The following is a 16,908-nucleotide window of genomic DNA, read 5'->3' on the forward strand; positions in this document are numbered from 1 at the left end:
TTCCTTCTATCCTTTAAATTTCTTCACTTGTTTCTTGACGTTGCGCTTCATTGCTTTGCCGGTGTTCCGGCCGACTTGGTAGCCCGTGCGCGTATGCTGGACGGTCCGGTTGTTCTGGAAAGTATCGCGGAGCACGTGACCGACGTGGCGCTCTTCCACCACCTGCTCCTGTTCATGGATGACCTCCCGCGTTCCGGATCCGGAAGAGCCGCCGGAGACAGGGCGTGAACTGCCGCCGCTTGACGTTGTTCTCGTCGTCCGTCTTTCCTGTCTTGCCGGAGCCGGTGAAGCGCCGGAAGAAGGCGCTGCCGGACCGGCAGTCGTCGTCTTCGTCGTTGTCGTCACCCGCTCGACAGGAGCAGAACCGCTCGATCCGGATGCCGCCGGTCTACTGCCGGAAGAACCGCTGGAGGCAGAGCCCGCCCCGCGTGGAGACGATCCGGGAGAAACGGTGCCGCTAGAGCTCGATGCTCCTTTTTCTGATGTGCCCGGAGCCGTTTCGGTCCCTCCGGATCTTGATGCTGTGGAAGAAGAACCGGAAGATGCGGTTCCCGGACGGTTGCCCCCGGAGACTCCTGCAGCAGGAGCTCCGCTCTCTGTGGAGTGCTCCGCGGATGTTCCCGTGCTGCCACGGTCCTCCGCCCCTCCAGGAGCATTCGGCATCCGCTGCACGCCCTGCTCAGGTCCCGAAGCCGGTGCTCCGGACGTTTGTGCTCCAGAAGCTCCGCCGGTCGGAGCGCCGGAGCCGGTTCCGGATTTCTCTCCTTGTCCAGCTGCGCCGCCTTGCCCCGGTTTTCCGGCGTCGTTCGCCTTCTTCCCTTGTTTTGAAGGAGGCGTTCCTGCACCTGTATAGCCTTTCTTCGCCATTTCATCATGAAGGGACGGCGGACCCGCAGCTCCCGAAGCAGATTCTTCCCCGTCCTGCTTATCCATCTCATCATGGATCGAACCGGGAGCCTGCTCGTTGGCCGTGGTCGTTTCCTCGACACCGGCTGCCGCTTCACGTCCGCCACTCTCTGCTTCTGATTCGGCCGTTTGATTATTTTTCTGCTCGTGACTCGGTGCCGACTTAGGAGCTCCACCCTTTTGTCCGGCAGAGGCTTCCCCCGAGCCCTGCTGTTTGCCGGCTAAACCACCGGCGACGCCGACGAGTCCACCGACAGCGCCTGCCGATTTATTGACCATTGCGCCGCCTGTCCGTCCTGCACTTTTAGCAAGTCCCTGGGCTCCTCTTGCCGCCGCATATGTACCTGCCAACGCACCCCATCCGGACTTCAATCCGGCGTCGATGCCGAACAGCCGCTCGACGATATTCGGCCCTTCTATCACCGCTGCGGCAAAGCCGATCATGGCGATCAAATAGACGATGCCGTCGAAGTTCTCTCCGATCCAGCCGGTCCCGATCATGTACACTTTCATACTGAGAAAAATCATGATCGTAACGAGGAAGATGTTCAGGATGTTCTGTACGACCTGCTTCATCTTCTGTCCGTTGTGGATATCCGTCGGCGCAATGATGCCCGCCAGAACGTAGTTGAAGGCGAGCTCGAAGAACAGCTTGGCAAGCTTCACGGAAATGGTGATCAGCACAAAAGCCATGATCAGCAGTGTCCCGATCATATTGATCCAGTCCACCGTATAGCGGTAGTAATACTCCTTCGTAATATCCGTGATCCAGCTGCCGTCCTCGAGGTCGATAATTTTCCGCGATCCGTCACCGAGGGTCTCGACTTTATGGCTTAATATTTTTTCTCCGTCATTACTAAGGTTCTCTTCTTCCGTTATATCGCTGTCCTTTTGTAAGTAGGAGTTGATATTGATGTCTGTAGCGAATTCGGGATCGATGTTGTTCTTTTCCTCCAGCTCTGGATTATCCCAACCGTTGATATCATACAGTCCGATATCTGTAATATTGCTTTTCACGACCTGTGAAGCGATCTTCCCGCCTTCGCCGGAATAGTTGATTGCCTGGATCGCGTCATCCGTAAAGCGGTCCGCCTTCTGCATTCCTGTTCCGAGCACGACGATGATCATCAGTGCCATGATCAGGTTCGTGAAGACGCCCTCCCTGTTGAACTTCTTCTGAAAAATCAGCAGGTAGCCGATATATAACAGGTTGAAGGCCAGCAGGATGACGAACACAGGCTGGAATTGATCGACGAAATCGACGAAATCCTGATTGTTATAGAAGGATTTCAAGCCGAGAATCGTATCCGCTACATCTTCCAGCGCATCGACGATCCACGCGAGCCCCTTGACGAACATCCACAGCACCCAGCGGAAGGTATCCTGAATGATCGTCCCTTTCGTCAGGTAGTCTCCGAATTCCAACAGTTTCTGGAGTATTTCCTCATCACTCATTCCTGCTCCCCCCTATCCATTCGTAAATAGGAAACGTTCGACCGTCGAATCGACCGACTCGTCGTAATGATCGACGAGAATGCGGTATTTCGACGTGTCCGGATCCATATGGATTTTACATAATCCGTCCTGCAGCTGGACGACGAGTTCATGATCTTCCAAATGGTCTTTATGCTTCTCAAGCACCTCGACAAGGGAAAGAGGATCGTCCTCTTTCGCCCGCTTATACCAACCGTCTTTCATTGTCTCCCGCTCCTTCCCTTTGTCTCGCATCCGCTATTTTGTCGACGATGAGCTGATACGTATGACCGGCTATCCGCCCCTCTTCCTGAAGGCTTTCAAGCAGTTCAAGAAAATCATCCGCCGGCATGTCGCGAAGCTCCTCTACGTGGTGATCCGTCGCCCTGTCTACCGTCTGCTCGATAAAAACGAGGATGTTGTCCTCTCCCAGCAGCTCACCGATAGAGCCGGCACCGGCATGTTCCTTTTCCTCACCGAACCGGTACGTGACCTGCTTCAAGTCCAACGTTTCGTGCTGGCAGCGGATATCGAGTTCATGAATGGAGATCGATGTATCGAAGTCATCTGCCAAGTATTCATAGCGGTATTTCATCCGTGTTTCTCCCGTGTTGAAGATCGGGTAGGCCTTGATCGTCTTCCGCTTCTTATCCTGGCGCTTGATGCCGCGGATCACGACCGTTTCGCCTTCTTTCAGCTGGAACAATTCCGTCGCATTCAGAAGACTGCGGCCGTCCGTTCCTTCTGTCTTGCTTTTATCAAACGACAATGTGCTGCCGCTCCGGCTGTGGGAGGTGATCGTTTTCTCGCCGAGTTTCTTCGATACTTCTTCGGCCGTATCGTTGTTCGTCGTCAGGATATAGATCGTATTGGCACAGTTGCCATCGATCGTCTCCCAATCCTGTTCGTACTTCTGTTTCAACTGCGCGTAAGCCTGAATGACAAGATTGAACTTGATATTCCTGCCGAGACAGACGGTGATCATCGACCCCATATCGTCAATGACCGGCATATTTCCAAACTCATCGAGAATGAAGACGACCTCCCTGATGCACTTGCCGCCCTTCGTATGGCTCGCCGTTCTGGCAAGCTCTGTGTACAGCTGTTTCACATACAAGGAAGCAATGACGTGCAGCGACGTATCGTAATCGGGGGTGATCATGAACAAAGCGGTCGGCTTCTCGAACTGTTCGAACCGTTTGATACGGACGGCTTCTCCGCTTTTCTCCTGAACGCTGTAACGCACGTCCCCGTTTTCATCAATGGCGTCGACGGCAACCGTCATAGAAATGTCGCTGTCCTCGACTTCGATCCGCACGTGATCTCCGGCTGTCAGCTTTTCGTCATGATCGATAGCGAAGCGGCCTTTTTCATTTGTCCGTACCGATACCTGCCCTTCTGGAAAATGGACATAGACCCGGCTGAGCGGCTTCGTGAATCCGGTCATCGTTTTCCCGAAACCGATTTTCTTCATATCGAAACTGTTCATCGACGTCATCTTCGCAATCGGTGTCAGGGTGAAAATGCTCAGCTTGTCGAAGGTGTAAGAGAAAATGCCGGCGACCGTCTGGCTGGCTCCACTCGCGAATCGGATCGTGGCATACTGCAGCCTTGCCGGATGCTGTTCCGGTAAGCTGTCGAAAAAGCGGTCGAGCCCGGTTTCCGTATCTCCGGTGATTTCATCCATGTACTGTTCGCTCGCCAGCGTGTTCAAGGTATTGGCGACCGTGTACATCGTCACCTTCTCTTTCTGATGCGGGATGTTCTTCTCGCAAAGCCCGAGGATCAGTGCCGAACATAGAGCGGCGGCACTATCCTGCCAGAACTTATCCTTAGCGGATGGATCGCTGTACAGCATCGTGCTGATCGTCTTCGTATATTGCTCGGCTTTCGCCATATCCCCATCTTCATAGGCGTCGATGACCAGCTGCAGCAGTTGGTAGGACATCGACTGGAGCGGGTTGTCCAGGTTCAGGACCTCCACATGGTAGCCCCGCTTCTCAAGCGTTTCCTTCGAGGCGGCGAACAGCTCGCCCTTCGGATCGTTCAGCACCATCGATGCCTGCTCCTCCGCTCTTGAATAAATGTCGATCATCGGGAAGATCCCCATCTCCCCTTTACCGGAACGGGTCGTACCGATCCATAGGTTGTTGACCGGCGAATCGTCAATGAAGATGTTATTCTTATACCTCGAGATCGGCGCGCCGCCGGTCCCCGGAAAGGATGCCTTCTTCTCCGGAACAGCCTTATACTGCGCCTTCAATTCTTTCAATGTCGTAAAACGGCTCGTCCCCTTATCCCCGCTTTTCTCCAAGTCTTTGAAGTTCGTCCGCAGTTTGTAGTACAGAATCCCGAACACGACAAGGGTGAGGACGGCCATACCGATATACACCTGGGACGGAATATGATCGAACGCCAGCACCAGGGACTGGATCGAGACGTCGAGATCGGACAGCTGCAGGAATGAATCACTGTTCCAGACGTCCTGGACCGTGATGGTTATTAGATTGATCACCGTATTTAATAGAAAAAAGACAAACACGGCCCCGAGTGAAGCCATAACGATATGGACACTCTTCTTTCGCATAATGATCACCTCTATGTAAAATGAAAAGACACCCTGTTCCAGGTGTCTTAAAGACTTTCTTTCTCCGCCTCAAGTTCTTTCTTCTCTGCTTTCAGGCTCTTTTCTTCCTTTTCCTTCGCGCCTTTCAAATCTCCGTCGATATCGGCAAGCGACTGATCGATCTCTTCATAGCGGGCAATTTTCTCAGACAGCTCTTCGCTGTTGTTGTTCTCAAGCTCCGCCTTCGCTTTTTCGATATCTCCGGTTTTCAAGTAGGCGTACGTTTTCTTCTCGCTTCGGTCTTTCGTCGTTTCGATATTCTCAATGGAAAGCACCTTGTCGTATTCCTCTTCGGCATAGGCGATTTCGAACTTCGCTTCATTCGTCGGGTAAGCTTCATTGAAGGCTTTCAGCGCATCGATTCCTTGATTGTTAGCAATGAACGTCGCCGCCATCTTCGCGTCCTCCTCATACAACGACACGAGTTTATCGAACGCCTCTTCCTCTACAAGGTAGCCGGCGTAGATCTTCTGCTCTTCCCCGTCCAACTCGTCCAGATCCTGCTTGGCCAAGTATTCTTTCAAGGACGTGTCTTCCCCGAGAAGGGCAGCCTCATAGCGGGAGATGGCTTCTTCCTCGGCTTTCTTATCTGCCGCGACCTCTTCATATTGTGCCTGGAACGAAGCGATTTGGAGCAGGAAGAACGCGACGGTTCCGACTGTTGCCAGCGTGAAAAAGGCGGCAAGACCGTAAATCGTCCGGCGCTGCCACTTCTTCAGGCGGGAAATCCGGGATCGATCGAGCCTGCGGAACGCTTCCTCTTCCACATTCTCCTCCTGTTTGAACTCCTCACTGACCAGCTCTTCCATCTCTGCCATCAACGCAAGGCGTTTCTTTTCTTTCTCCTTGCTCGTCCGGATTACCGGAAGCTTTTTCTTGATATGCATGTATAAATTCGGCGCGTAATAGGAACCGAACCGGAATGTACCGGAGTAAATCGCGTCTCCGTTATTATCTTCTTCCAAAAGGTAGAACTCTCCATCGACCTCTTCCTTCTTCTCCCGCATTTCCTTCTCGATTTCCTGAGACAAGCGGACAGCTTCCGGAAACGGGATTTTCTCGAACTTGGCAATTTTGGAGTGTTCCACTTGAGTAAACACTACATATAACATTGATTCCGACCTCCAAACATACGAAAGCCACACCGGAAACAGCAGTGTGGCTTTGCATTAATATATAAGCGTTCTATTAAAACTTGATATTGTTGTCGATTCCGCTTGCGATACCGTACGCTCCCATAACGACGATCAGTCCGACCGCTCCTCCAAGGAACCAGCCGACAGAACGTCCGCGTCCGCGGTCGCCCCCGAACATCAGGAAATATCCCCCGACACAGAAAGCCAAAGCAGCTCCGATCAAACCAAGGCGCTGAGCCCATTGCAGAATCGACTGTCCCGTCTGAACGAGACCATCCATCCCATCAGCGGCTCCCAGCATCAACGTGTTTAACAGATTCATAGAAATCTTCCTCTCGCTTTTATTATATTGTCATGCCGATTACTATCGACTTACCTCTAAATCATACGTGTGCCAACCATACGGAAATTCAGGTGTGGGCCTGCTGTCTTTAAACCGGTGACGGGCACCTTGGCAGACATGGTCCATGATAATACCCTTTACTTTCTGGCTGGAAGTAAGAACCCTGTGGCAACGTGACAGCATCCGAATGCCGCTTGCCAATGCACATCGTTTTTGGCTGTGTACGAAGAACCAGTAGAACAGCGCTGCACATGTCGTGGCAGGTTTTTGGAATCGAACCCTGCAAACCATTCTGTGTGGACGGACGCCTACGCGCTGAATAAGCGGCCGCACCTCTATTCAATTGTCTATTTCCATCGTACAGCCCCTTATGAATGGTCCGCTACGAATGTACGCAATGTCTCCTGATCCTTCTCCTGAATCAACTCTTCGGTCACTTCCAGCTCTGCTGCCGGCTGACCGTTCTCTATGTATGCAATCGTATCGATCGGCAGGAACAGATCCTTCTTCTTGCTGTCTTCGTTGAAAACTTCGTGTACGTCGTCCGACGCCTGTTGATCGTTGAAGTAGACGAGCGTCTGCTCCTCTTCTTCAAACACTTCTTCCAGCACAGGGAGGTATCCGTTATCCTCTGCTTCATAATCACTCAGTATATAAGCGAAGCCGGTGAAGTCCTCCTTGGCAATCTCCTCTTTGAACGCATCATATTCCTTCTCCTCGACAGGCTCTCCGCTCCCACAGGCCGCAAGCATCCCTGCGACTATGGCGAAAAGCATAACCAGCATCCATCGTTTCATCGATTCATCCCCCTGACGTTTGACGCTTCTTCCATTTTCAAGCTTACCCATCTATCAAAAGCAAGGATCTCCTCACTTCATCTTTCGCTTCTCGACATAGGTGTACAATTCATCCTCCGAATGTTTCCGCTTGGCAACGATGCGGCGGTCGCTGTTCACCGCCGTTCTCACCCGGTAGTAAATATCCGCTACCGGCTGGATCTTTCCGTTGTCTTTATTGACGGCAAGGGAGCCCTTCAGTTCATATACCTCATTATCAAACGTTTTGACAGATTTCGCTTTACATGAAAGATCCACATGTGAAAGCCGTTTTCTCCTCACCTGATCACCTCAAAGTCTTACGATATTATAGGAAGATATCGCCTTTATCCGCATACTGGAAGCCTTTAATGTGCTTGAACTGGATTTTCCTCGTATCATTCTCTTCTTCTCTTAAAATCAGAAAATAGTTTTTGAAAATGAACAGTCGTTTGGCCGACACCTTTCTATGTGCGTCATAGACGACGAAATTGATCGGTTTCGACAAACGTCCCGTCTCCTCATCATATTTAATATCCAATTTATTTAAAGCCTGGTAAAATTTAGTGACAATATCCATCAACATAACCCCCATTATACATGAAAAAAATGACAGTGCAATCTATTTTACAAAAAAAAGAAATACAAATTTCAGAAGCTTTACACTATATTACAAGAATATCATAAAGACAGGGGAGGTATAAAGGTTGATGTTTATAGATTCTGTGAATAATCCTGTTAGTTTTGAACTAGATTACGACAAACTTTTTACTCATTTTTGAAAAGTGTTTTGCAGGTGAAGGCTCTCTTAGGGGTATAAAGTTATAAGCATAAAGTTACCGTATCTCTTCATTAAGCTTGTAACCTGCAATCCTTTCATTTCCTAATACATCCACAAAAAGGGATAAAAGGAGTGTCGGTGTTTCTCTTTTTTATTCTATTTCGTTCCCTGTTATAGTATAGATAGAATACTAATGAGGTGACATGATGGAGATACACAGCATTTTCCATAAAATCAAAGACCATGAACCGACCGTTCTCGGAAGCGAGCATCTGCGTAAATTCGCTGTCCTGCTGCCGGTGATCGAGAAAAACGGCGAGCCGCACGTCCTGTTCGAAGTCCGGTCGAGTGAAATGAGGCGCCAACCCGGCGAGATCTGTTTCCCCGGCGGTAAAATAGACCCAGGCGATGCCGGTGCGAAAGCGGCGGCGATCCGGGAAACGGAAGAAGAGCTCGGCATCGATGCCGGACGCTTGTCGGATGTCCACCCGCTCGACTATTTGATTTCCCCGTTCGGCATGATCGTCTATGCGTATGCCGGCTACCTCGATACGACAGAAGAGGACCTTGTGCACAATCCGGCAGAAGTTCAGGAAGTGTTCACCGTCCCGCTTTCCTTTTTCCTGAACGAGAAGCCGCGCATCCACTACGTCTCCTTTGAGGCGAAGCCGGAGAAAGACTTCCCGTACGAACTGATCCCGGGCGGCGAGGATTACGACTGGCGGGCACGGCAGATGGAGGAATACTTCTATATCTACGGAGACAAAGTGATCTGGGGGTTGACCGCCAGAATCATCGCCCATTTCGTCGATGTCCTTAAAAAACAAGCAGAGGAATGATGGAGAGAACCCTGAAGCCGAGGGTTCTTTTTTTTGTTCACAGAGAGATCACAAAGAGGCGGTAGGATAGAGGAAACGTATAGAAAGGGATGATGTTTCCATGACAAAACCATTGACGAAACGGCAGGCAGGAGGATTTGTGTTATTCGGGATTTTATTCTGGTTCGTAGGCGCCATGAGCGTCCGTCTGATCGGCGATACCTTTTTCACCTCGGGGAATCCCTGGCTCTTTTTCGCCTTCTTCCTCGGTTTACCCGCAGGCTACTTCTTCATTAAAACGGCAACAGCCTTCATTCCGATTGCACGGGAGAAGATTTTTGAAGCGGTCGCCATCATGACGACATCTGCTGTCCTGTTCGACGGAATCTTCCTCACCTTCTTCCGTCAGCTGTATCACAGCGACTTCGAAGTTTCCCACTACGGAGCTGCCTGGATCCTCTGGTGCGGAGGTGTAGGCCTTGCCTTGGGATATTATTATTCCTACGCGAAAAGAAAAGCCGCTGCGGTATAATGAAACCATCGCAGACAGGGTGGGATGGGAATGGTCCAGTTATTAGTCGTAGAAGATGATCGGAATCTAAGAAAGATGATGGGGGTTTACCTGGAGAAGCAGGGATACGGCATCCATCAGGCGGCAGACGGGGAAGAGGCATTGAAGGTATTGGATACCTTCCATATCGACTTGATGATCAGTGACATCATGATGCCCCGCCTGGATGGATATGCATTGACGAAGAGCCTCCGGGACGCGGACATGGGGATGCCGATCCTGCTTGTTACAGCGAAAGACCGTCTGGAAGATATGGAGCAGGGATTTTTATCGGGAACCGACGATTATATGGTGAAGCCGATCCAATTGAAAGAGCTGTCCCTCCGCGTTTCCGCGTTATTGCGAAGGGCGAAGATCTCCCAGGAGAGGAAGATCACTATCGGCTCCTTCGTCATCCACTATGACAGCCTTACCGCTGAGGATGACGGAAGCACCTATGCTTTTCCGAAAAAGGAATTCTATCTATTATACAAGCTGCTCAGCTACCCGAATCGTATTTTCTCAAGGCAGCAGCTGATGGAGGAAATATGGGGGCTTGATGTCGAAGTGGATGAGCGCACCGTCGATACGCACATTAAGAAACTGCGCAGGAAGCTTGCGGAGGTCGATGCTTTTGACATCACCACCATCCGAGGGATCGGGTACAAAGTGGAGTGCCGGAAATGAGAAGGCTGCTTTCCTCCATCACCGTCAAGTTGACGACCATCGTCGTCCTGATCCTGCTCCTCTCCGCAGGTGCTTCCATTTGGATCGTAGCCGTTGCAGCCGAACAGCTTCCACAGCTTCTTCCGGAGTCCAATCAGATGAGAGTGTTCACCCTGATTCTAGCCACCGTCGGAATATGTGCCATTCTGGACACGATTTTCATGAGCTTCGCTTCCCTGTTCATCACGAAACCGATCAAGAAGATGGCAGAGATGGCCCAGGATATTGCGAAAGGGGAGTTCACGAGCCGGACTTCCTACAAGAGCAGCGATGAAATCGGATCCTTGGCCGACAGCCTCAACAAGATGGCGCAGGAGCTCGATAACATGGCCTACATGCGGAAAGATTTTATCAGCAACGTATCCCATGAGTTCAAGACACCGATTGCATCGATCCAAGGGTTTGCCGAACTGATGCAGGAACAGTCGTTATCCCAGGAGGAGCGCAGCGAATACCTCGGCATCATCATTGACGAATCCAAGCGTCTGCACAGCTTGTCGGAGAATATGCTGCGTCTCTCCCGACTGGACCGGCAAGTGCTGCCCGATAAACAGACGACTTTCCGGCTGGATGAACAGATCCGCCGCGTCCTCATGCTGCTGGAGGACTCGTGGGCGAAGAAAGACATGGCCTTCGACCTCGACCTCCCCCCGATTTCGTACGAAGGGGATGAGCCGTTGATCCAGCAGATCTGGATGAATCTGATTGCAAACGCCATCAAGTTCTCCCCGGATTCTTCCACCATCACTATTCTCCTCGCCTCCAAAGCCGAAGGTGTGGAAGTAGTCGTAGCAGACGAAGGAATCGGTATGCCGACGTCCATCCAGCAGCGCATTTACGAGCGGTTCTATCAGGGAGAAACCTCCAGGATGGACCAGGGCAACGGGCTCGGACTTGCCATTACAAAAAGGATCCTCACCATTTTGTCGGGAGAGATCCACTTCACCAGCACAGTAGGAAAAGGAACACGCTTCACCGTGTTCCTCCCTTATATTAAATAGAGTTCTCTATAACGTTCTTGGAATCCAGCAGGGAGTACCCGAATTACGATTCTTTCAGCAGGTGTTTGTATTCAGACTGGATCACTCCGACGATGGCGCCGAGCATTTCCGTCTTCCGGTCATCGGGAATCGAGGCGCCGTCGGGATTCCGGTAGTAATAGGTATCGACCGCTTCTTCATAGACGAAGCCGAGCGTCGCGAGCGTGTACTTGAGGGCTTGAGGAATCTCGGTCTCTCCGGTCTGCTCCGTGAAATAATCCGTCGGTGTCACCCAGACGTCGGCATCGGTCTGGCCGGTATGAAGAACGAATACATCGTCCTCTGAACGGGTGATCCACTGCTCTTTCGAGAAAATCGCGAGACCGGTTCCTTCCAATTTGGAGATCCCGTCCAAGTTGATGCCGAAGATCGTATTGACGGCCCGGCGGACTTCTCCACCGGTCAGTTTGCGGTCGAAGGCATGAATATAAATCGCAAGAACCTCCATTTTCGGAAGCTCCTCCAATTCTTCTTTCTCATACTCCGAATGCTCACACAAGAACGCCATCGTCTCCTCTTTATACGCACTCCGCTGTTTGCCGGCCCCTGTTTCAGACACATACTTCAAATCGATTCCATACGCATCCTGCACAACAGCAGCAACATCCTCCGGTTTTCCTGCCACCCTTTCCCACGATGCATCCAGACGCTCTGCCTTCGTTTCCCCGTGTTTCTTCATAATCTCCCCATCCTTTTTTTTCATCTACTTGCTTCTATCATGGACAAAGTTCCGCTAGATTTCAATCAAAAAGGAAATTTTTTACGTTAGACGATTGAAAGTGTCGTAACCTCCGGCAATGTAGGTACACTATAGAAAAAAAGAGGAGGAATGATGCATGCAGAACGGTGCTCTTGTCTGGTTTAGAAACGACCTCCGCGTCCACGACCATCACCCTTTGCATCAGGCCGTCCAAAGCGGCAAGCCGGTCATCGGGATGTACGTGTTCGACCCGGCAGCATACGAACGGGGGGAAGACGGGATCAGGAAGACCGACCGGCACCGCGCCCGATTCCTGATCGAAAGCATCCACGACCTGCGGAAAAACCTAGGGGCTCTCGGCATTCCACTGATTGTCCGCTGCCGCAGGACGACAGAGGCCATTCATGAAATAAAGGAAAAAATAAAGATAGACGCTGTCTATGTCCATGAAGAGATCGGAAGGGAGGAGCAGACGGTAGAGGAAAACGTGCGGCAGGCGCTGCCGGACACTGCTTTTCACGTGGAACACGGGCATAACCTTTACCTGCCTGATGATCTCCCCTTCTCCATCCAGGAGCTTCCCGATACGTTCTCCCAGTTTCGAAAACGGCTTGAGAAGTCAGGGACATCGGTAAGAAAAGCGATCGCTCCGCCCGCGCCGGAGGATCAAGCAGAGCTGCCTGTTCCAGAAGGTGACATACCCACATTGGAAACGCTCGGTTTCGATCCGGCAGACGAAGCACCGCGCTACCCCGGGGGCTCTTCCGAAGCGAGGAAACGGCTGATCGATTATATCTTTACGAAAGACCGGCTGAAAATATATAAACAGACGCGGAACGGCATGCTGAAGGAGGATGATTCTTCGAAGTTCTCCCCTTATCTCGCCAACGGCTGCCTCTCTCCCCGGGTCGTCTATGAACAGATCCAGGCCTATGAACGGACAAACGGCGCCAATGAGTCGACGTATATGCTCTACTTCGAGCTGTTGTGGCGGGACTATTTCCACCTCGTCCACCGCAAATACGGAGACAGGATCTTCTATCGGTCCGGCCTCTCCGGCAAGGCCATTCCATGGGAGCGCGACGAGCAGCTCCTTCAGGCGTGGATCGATGGAAAGACGGGATATCCGCTCGTCGATGCCGGCATGCGTGAACTGAAGGAGACAGGCTTTTTGTCTAACCGGGGCAGGCAGAATGTGGCCAGCTTCTTCACGAAGAACCTCGGACTCGACTGGAGGATCGGCGCCCGCTGGTTCGAATCCCAACTCGTCGATTATGATGTCAGCAGCAACTACGGCAACTGGCTCTACATCGCCGGAGTCGGGAATGACGCCGTCCCGTTCCGCGCCTTCAACGTCGAGAAACAGGCGAAAGACTATGACCCGGACGGCAGTTACCTGCGTCACTGGCTTCCGGAACTCGCAGCTCTCCCGGCAGACTGGATTCACCAGCCGCGGGAGATGGGAATGATCGAACAACAGCAGTACGGCATCGTTCTCGGCGAGGACTATCCCCTTCCCGTGGTCGACTTATACGAATCGATGAGGAAACGGAAAGAAGCCTTTGCCGCTGCCGACCGCTGATCCTTATAGAAGAAGCCCGGAGGTTATCCTCCGGGCTTTTTCATTCCTCTGATAGATGAAAGATCCGTACCATCGCCTTCGCCAGTACGAACCGTATCGGATACAGGACAAGCACGACGATCACAAAAAACACAACCAGCTGCAGCCACTGCCACGGCAGGAAAGCGACAAGACGATTCCCGACAACGTAGATGAGGAACGTACCGATAGCGATCAGCCCGATAAAGACGAAGACAGCCGCTCCTTTCTGCTGCCATGTGTACCTTCTGATTTCTTCTCTATACTTCCACCCTCCATATGCTGCGTATAACAAAAGCAGAATGACACCTGACATCAAAACGCCCCCTGCTTCTGTTTACGAAAAACGAATCGGACACGTTTCGTTCCTCCTGTTTTTTCCATCCTTCCTGTCCTTATCCACAAATGCCTATCCACAAAAGCGGAGCGTTCATATACTGTATGGACTATTTGCTATGAAAAGGAGTTATGGATACCCATGTTCCCTGAAATATGTGAAATTTTAAGTAATGGAGGGACGATCACCTGCTTTCTGACAGACGCAGACGGCGTCCCTGTTGATACGGATGCGCCGCTGGATTTGTGTGAAGCGGTTCGCCGGGTGACGATCCCGGTCACGCTTCCGAACGGAGTCGTCGCAGACCTTCAGCAAGTGACTCTCCGGAAGTCCGGTTTCGTCGTCCTGGAAGTGACCGACGGTGAAACGACCTGCCTGTCTGAACCGATCTCCTTCTGCTCTGTAGAGAATATCATCCTATGCGCACCGGATGGAACGGACATCGTGTGCGAAGTGACGGATTTCTCCTGCAGTCCTTGCGTCAGCTGTAATACAGAAGGGTTCGTCCAGTCCATCGATATTTTCTTCCGCATCTGCCAGAATGTCCAGGTCGTGGCCGATGTGACAGTGGAACTGACGACACGTCTCTGCCAGCCGCGGCAGGCGTTCGATGTCCCGCTTTGTCCGAGAAACGCCGCCATCCCGCCGCAATGTCCTGTATTATTCCCGGAGTCAGGAGAAATGCCAGAGGATATTGCTCCTGAACTTCCGACCATCTCCCTCCCCGCCCCGGACCGTGTAGTAAATCAGGAGGAGCTGGAGACGATTTGTGTCAACACAAGCAAGGTGTATGACTGGCTTGTGCTGACAAACGACTTTGAGATCAATCGTCTGGCCGACGACCTTATTTTCAACTGTACGCCGTGTGAAATGCGGTTGTTCGTTCCAGCCGTCACCCTTTGCGAACGGATCTATTCCGGTAAATTGCTTTGTGGAGAAGACCCGGTTGCTGGAGCAGCGGTCAATATCATCGCCGATCCTCCTATTCTGGAGATTGATCCTGACCCTGTAATCACCGATGAGTTTGGAAACTTCGAAGTGTTGGCTTCCGTGGCATCCGGAACCGATGACACGATGGTGACAGTCACAGCCTTCGCGGAACTTCCTGAAGGCTTGGCTTCCAAATCCTTGAACACGATGGCGTTCTGTCCGGAGCCGCCATGTTCCATCGACTTGTTCATTGAAGGACAGGAGGATTTAATCAGCTGCAGCAGCTTCCTGAGCGGCCGCGTGCGCTGTGGTAACACGGTCATCGAGGGAGCGACGGTCGACCTGGAAAGCAGCAATCCGGCGATCATCATGTTCGACAGTACGCCGGCGACGACCGGTTCCCACGGCAACTATTTCGCCGGAATATCCATCCCTGAGGATACGCCGGTACAAGAGGTCACCATCACCGCTACGACGACCATCGATGGAGAAACCATCTCGGCAAGTGTTGATATCACAGTCGAGTGTAATGAAACGCCTTGTCCTTAATTACGATTAATATTGTTCGAAATGGAGGGTAACAACGATGCTAAGCTTGAATGTTCCTGACCTCATCACATGCCAGGCCGTCATTACCGGGACACTCACGTGTGCAGAAGATACTCCAGTGGCAAACGGAGAGGTTTCTTTTTTGGATTTTCCGGAAGATAACGTGACCTATAACCCAAACCCTGCCATCACGGATGCAAACGGCAATTTCTCCACTACGGTAACTGTCAACCCTAATACAGAACTGCTTTCTTTAGTCGTCAACGCCAGCAGCGTCGTTTTTGGAGAAGTGCAGCAGGGAAGCGCCGGGACGCAGATCATCTGCTCCCCGGACCCTCCGCCTCCACCGGTCGAATGCCCCTGTAAATTCAGACTTGGAGTTGCCAGAAACCGTGCCACAGCGACGGCTACAGTCGTCGATAACGGGGCACCGTTTGACCTGACAGGAATCATTAATATTACCGCTGTCCAATGCTTTACAGCGAGCACGATGTGTAATCCGAACGTAGATAATTTCAACATCACCTTTAATGCCGGAGGGACGACGATCAATTTCGTTCAAGGAAGGCGTATCGAAATAGGCTGTGAAGGGAACAACGTCGCACGAATCCGTGGTACCGCCATCGGCAGAGGAAACCTCTACAGCGGCCTGTTCGACGTGAACATCGAGGTCATTGTCGATGAAAATAATGTCGGGACATGGACGATTGATGCCTTCGACGATATGAACCATTCGTTCTCGACCGTCTTCACCGCCCTGATGAACCCGATCACTTCCATCGGCGAGTGTGATGTTCAATTCTAATTTTTTTATGGAGAGTGAAACGTAATGTTGACTTTGAATGTACCGGAGGTCATCACATGTCAGGCCGTCATAACAGGGACGCTGTCTTGTGCCGAGACTACTCCGGTCGAAGGTGCAGAAGTATTTTTCAGTGATTTTCCAGAGGATACGGTCACGTATGATCCGAACCCCGCCGTCACCGATGTGAACGGGGACTTCACCACGACGGTCACCGTGCCCGTGGGGACACCGCTTGTATCCATTACCATCGAGGCATCGGCCATCGTTTTCGGGGAGGTACAAATGGGATTCGCGGGCACACAGATCGAGTGTCCGCCGGTCGAATGTCCTTGTAAATTCCGGATCGGCTTGAGAGATGAAGCGAAGGCGCAGGCAGACATCACCGATAGAGGAAAGAGTTTTTCTGTTTCCGGTGAAATCAATGTGAGTGCCATCCAGTGCTTCCAGACGGAGCCTGGATGTAACCCGGATGTCGATGACTTCAACATTTCCTTTGAAGGGAAAAAGGTAGAGCTGCGGTTTTTCCAAGGAAGACGTATCGACTTCTCTTGTGACGGGGATCGTTCCATCCGCTTACGCGGGACGGCGATTGCCAAGGGCTACTTCCGGGGCGTCTTCGACGTATCCATTGAGGTGACCATCGATGATAACAACATCGGGACATGGATCATCAATGCCGATAACGGAATGGGCCAGTCCTTCTCCACCGTTTTCCGCGGCCGGATGAGCAAGTCGACGTCCATCGGCGACTGTGGCCTGCAGTTTTAATAAAA

18 protein-coding genes are annotated in these 16,908 nt (G+C 51.7%); 8 read left to right on the forward strand and 10 right to left on the reverse strand.

Annotated features, from left to right (window positions below; genetic code table 11):
• Positions 1-6: 6 nt before the first annotated feature.
• The 8 genes from M662_RS18840 to M662_RS18875 form a co-directional block, all read right to left on the reverse strand.
• Positions 7-2,361 (reverse strand): pLS20_p028 family conjugation system transmembrane protein, encoded by a 2,355-nt coding sequence (locus M662_RS18840; RefSeq protein WP_035388117.1) that lies wholly within the window; start codon positions 2,359-2,361, stop codon positions 7-9.
• A 12-nt stretch (positions 2,362-2,373) separates the two neighbouring features.
• Complete coding sequence (locus M662_RS18845) at positions 2,374-2,604, reverse strand: hypothetical protein (protein WP_008634535.1); 231 nt, start codon at positions 2,602-2,604, stop codon at positions 2,374-2,376.
• Positions 2,585-4,966, reverse strand: a complete 2,382-nt coding sequence (locus M662_RS18850; protein WP_008634542.1) for a VirD4-like conjugal transfer protein, CD1115 family — start codon at positions 4,964-4,966, stop codon at positions 2,585-2,587. The genes M662_RS18845 and M662_RS18850 overlap by 20 nt, the downstream gene beginning before the upstream one ends.
• A gap of 47 nt (positions 4,967-5,013) precedes the next feature.
• On the reverse strand, positions 5,014-6,117 hold the full coding sequence (locus M662_RS18855) for a hypothetical protein (RefSeq protein WP_026577700.1): 1,104 nt from the start codon (positions 6,115-6,117) through the stop codon (positions 5,014-5,016).
• Positions 6,118-6,193: 76 nt separating this feature from the next.
• A complete protein-coding gene (locus M662_RS18860; RefSeq protein ID WP_008634546.1) occupies positions 6,194-6,463 on the reverse strand; it encodes a hypothetical protein in 270 nt (89 codons plus the stop codon).
• 389 nt (positions 6,464-6,852) lie between these two features.
• Complete coding sequence (locus M662_RS18865) at positions 6,853-7,281, reverse strand: hypothetical protein (RefSeq protein ID WP_152522201.1); 429 nt, start codon at positions 7,279-7,281, stop codon at positions 6,853-6,855.
• A gap of 72 nt (positions 7,282-7,353) precedes the next feature.
• The gene (locus tag M662_RS18870) at positions 7,354-7,602 is read right to left on the reverse strand and encodes a hypothetical protein (RefSeq protein WP_035388115.1); all 249 of its coding nucleotides are present in this window, start codon (positions 7,600-7,602) and stop codon (positions 7,354-7,356) included.
• 25 nt (positions 7,603-7,627) lie between these two features.
• Entirely contained in the window at positions 7,628-7,879 is a 252-nt protein-coding gene (locus M662_RS18875) for a hypothetical protein (RefSeq protein WP_008640531.1), read from the reverse strand.
• A 407-nt stretch (positions 7,880-8,286) separates the two neighbouring features.
• Here M662_RS18875 and M662_RS18880 point away from each other — a divergent pair, with 407 nt between their 5' ends.
• The 4 genes from M662_RS18880 (at position 8,287) to M662_RS18895 (ending at position 11,175) form a co-directional block, all read left to right on the forward strand.
• Entirely contained in the window at positions 8,287-8,919 is a 633-nt protein-coding gene (locus tag M662_RS18880) for an NUDIX hydrolase (protein ID WP_026577697.1), read from the forward strand.
• Between the two features lie 100 nt (positions 8,920-9,019).
• Positions 9,020-9,430 carry a DUF5367 family protein gene (locus M662_RS18885; protein ID WP_008640529.1) on the forward strand — a complete coding sequence of 137 codons (411 nt, stop codon included), beginning with the start codon at positions 9,020-9,022 and terminating at the stop codon, positions 9,428-9,430.
• Positions 9,431-9,460: 30 nt separating this feature from the next.
• Positions 9,461-10,135 (forward strand): response regulator transcription factor, encoded by a 675-nt coding sequence (locus M662_RS18890; protein ID WP_026577696.1) that lies wholly within the window; start codon positions 9,461-9,463, stop codon positions 10,133-10,135.
• Positions 10,132-11,175, forward strand: coding sequence for a HAMP domain-containing sensor histidine kinase (locus M662_RS18895; protein WP_035388112.1), 1,044 nt, complete (start codon positions 10,132-10,134; stop codon positions 11,173-11,175). Before M662_RS18890 ends, M662_RS18895 begins: the two co-directional genes overlap by 4 nt.
• A 43-nt stretch (positions 11,176-11,218) precedes the next feature.
• Here the strand turns inward: M662_RS18895 and M662_RS18900 are convergent, their stop codons facing one another.
• Positions 11,219-11,893 (reverse strand): hypothetical protein, encoded by a 675-nt coding sequence (locus M662_RS18900; protein ID WP_152413361.1) that lies wholly within the window; start codon positions 11,891-11,893, stop codon positions 11,219-11,221.
• Between the two features lie 157 nt (positions 11,894-12,050).
• Between M662_RS18900 and M662_RS18905 the strand changes: the two genes are divergently transcribed.
• A complete protein-coding gene (locus M662_RS18905; protein ID WP_008636191.1) occupies positions 12,051-13,496 on the forward strand; it encodes a DASH family cryptochrome in 1,446 nt (481 codons plus the stop codon).
• A gap of 40 nt (positions 13,497-13,536) precedes the next feature.
• On the opposite strand, the gene M662_RS18910 is transcribed toward M662_RS18905, so the two are convergent.
• Complete coding sequence (locus tag M662_RS18910) at positions 13,537-13,830, reverse strand: hypothetical protein (RefSeq protein ID WP_026577694.1); 294 nt, start codon at positions 13,828-13,830, stop codon at positions 13,537-13,539.
• Between the two features lie 162 nt (positions 13,831-13,992).
• Here M662_RS18910 and M662_RS18915 point away from each other — a divergent pair, with 162 nt between their 5' ends.
• The 3 genes from M662_RS18915 to M662_RS18925 are packed head-to-tail and all read left to right on the forward strand — an operon-like array spanning position 13,993 to position 16,903.
• On the forward strand, positions 13,993-15,330 hold the full coding sequence (locus tag M662_RS18915; RefSeq protein WP_051348885.1) for a BMQ_0737 family morphogenetic spore coat protein: 1,338 nt from the start codon (positions 13,993-13,995) through the stop codon (positions 15,328-15,330).
• A 37-nt stretch (positions 15,331-15,367) separates the two neighbouring features.
• Positions 15,368-16,135 carry a hypothetical protein gene (locus M662_RS18920; RefSeq protein WP_026577693.1) on the forward strand — a complete coding sequence of 256 codons (768 nt, stop codon included), beginning with the start codon at positions 15,368-15,370 and terminating at the stop codon, positions 16,133-16,135.
• Positions 16,136-16,159: 24 nt separating this feature from the next.
• Positions 16,160-16,903 carry a hypothetical protein gene (locus M662_RS18925; protein WP_026577692.1) on the forward strand — a complete coding sequence of 248 codons (744 nt, stop codon included), beginning with the start codon at positions 16,160-16,162 and terminating at the stop codon, positions 16,901-16,903.
• Positions 16,904-16,908 lie beyond the last annotated feature (5 nt).

This window comes from Bacillus sp. SB49 (assembly GCF_000469135.2).
GTDB lineage: Bacteria > Bacillota > Bacilli > Bacillales > Halobacillaceae > Halobacillus.

Coding starts and splice junctions, on each gene's coding strand:
- M662_RS18840 (WP_035388117.1), bottom strand. CDS start 2,361: ATGAGTGATGAGGAAATACTCCAGAAACTGTTGGAATTCGGAGACTAC.
- M662_RS18845 (WP_008634535.1), bottom strand. CDS start 2,604: ATGAAAGACGGTTGGTATAAGCGGGCGAAAGAGGACGATCCTCTTTCC.
- M662_RS18850 (WP_008634542.1), bottom strand. CDS start 4,966: ATGCGAAAGAAGAGTGTCCATATCGTTATGGCTTCACTCGGGGCCGTG.
- M662_RS18855 (WP_026577700.1), bottom strand. CDS start 6,117: ATGTTATATGTAGTGTTTACTCAAGTGGAACACTCCAAAATTGCCAAG.
- M662_RS18860 (WP_008634546.1), bottom strand. CDS start 6,463: ATGAATCTGTTAAACACGTTGATGCTGGGAGCCGCTGATGGGATGGAT.
- M662_RS18865 (WP_152522201.1), bottom strand. CDS start 7,281: ATGAAACGATGGATGCTGGTTATGCTTTTCGCCATAGTCGCAGGGATG.
- M662_RS18875 (WP_008640531.1), bottom strand. CDS start 7,879: ATGGATATTGTCACTAAATTTTACCAGGCTTTAAATAAATTGGATATT.
- M662_RS18880 (WP_026577697.1), top strand. CDS start 8,287: ATGGAGATACACAGCATTTTCCATAAAATCAAAGACCATGAACCGACC.
- M662_RS18885 (WP_008640529.1), top strand. CDS start 9,020: ATGACAAAACCATTGACGAAACGGCAGGCAGGAGGATTTGTGTTATTC.
- M662_RS18890 (WP_026577696.1), top strand. CDS start 9,461: ATGGTCCAGTTATTAGTCGTAGAAGATGATCGGAATCTAAGAAAGATG.
- M662_RS18895 (WP_035388112.1), top strand. CDS start 10,132: ATGAGAAGGCTGCTTTCCTCCATCACCGTCAAGTTGACGACCATCGTC.
- M662_RS18900 (WP_152413361.1), bottom strand. CDS start 11,893: ATGAAGAAACACGGGGAAACGAAGGCAGAGCGTCTGGATGCATCGTGG.
- M662_RS18905 (WP_008636191.1), top strand. CDS start 12,051: ATGCAGAACGGTGCTCTTGTCTGGTTTAGAAACGACCTCCGCGTCCAC.
- M662_RS18910 (WP_026577694.1), bottom strand. CDS start 13,830: ATGTCAGGTGTCATTCTGCTTTTGTTATACGCAGCATATGGAGGGTGG.
- M662_RS18915 (WP_051348885.1), top strand. CDS start 13,993: ATGTTCCCTGAAATATGTGAAATTTTAAGTAATGGAGGGACGATCACC.
- M662_RS18920 (WP_026577693.1), top strand. CDS start 15,368: ATGCTAAGCTTGAATGTTCCTGACCTCATCACATGCCAGGCCGTCATT.
- M662_RS18925 (WP_026577692.1), top strand. CDS start 16,160: ATGTTGACTTTGAATGTACCGGAGGTCATCACATGTCAGGCCGTCATA.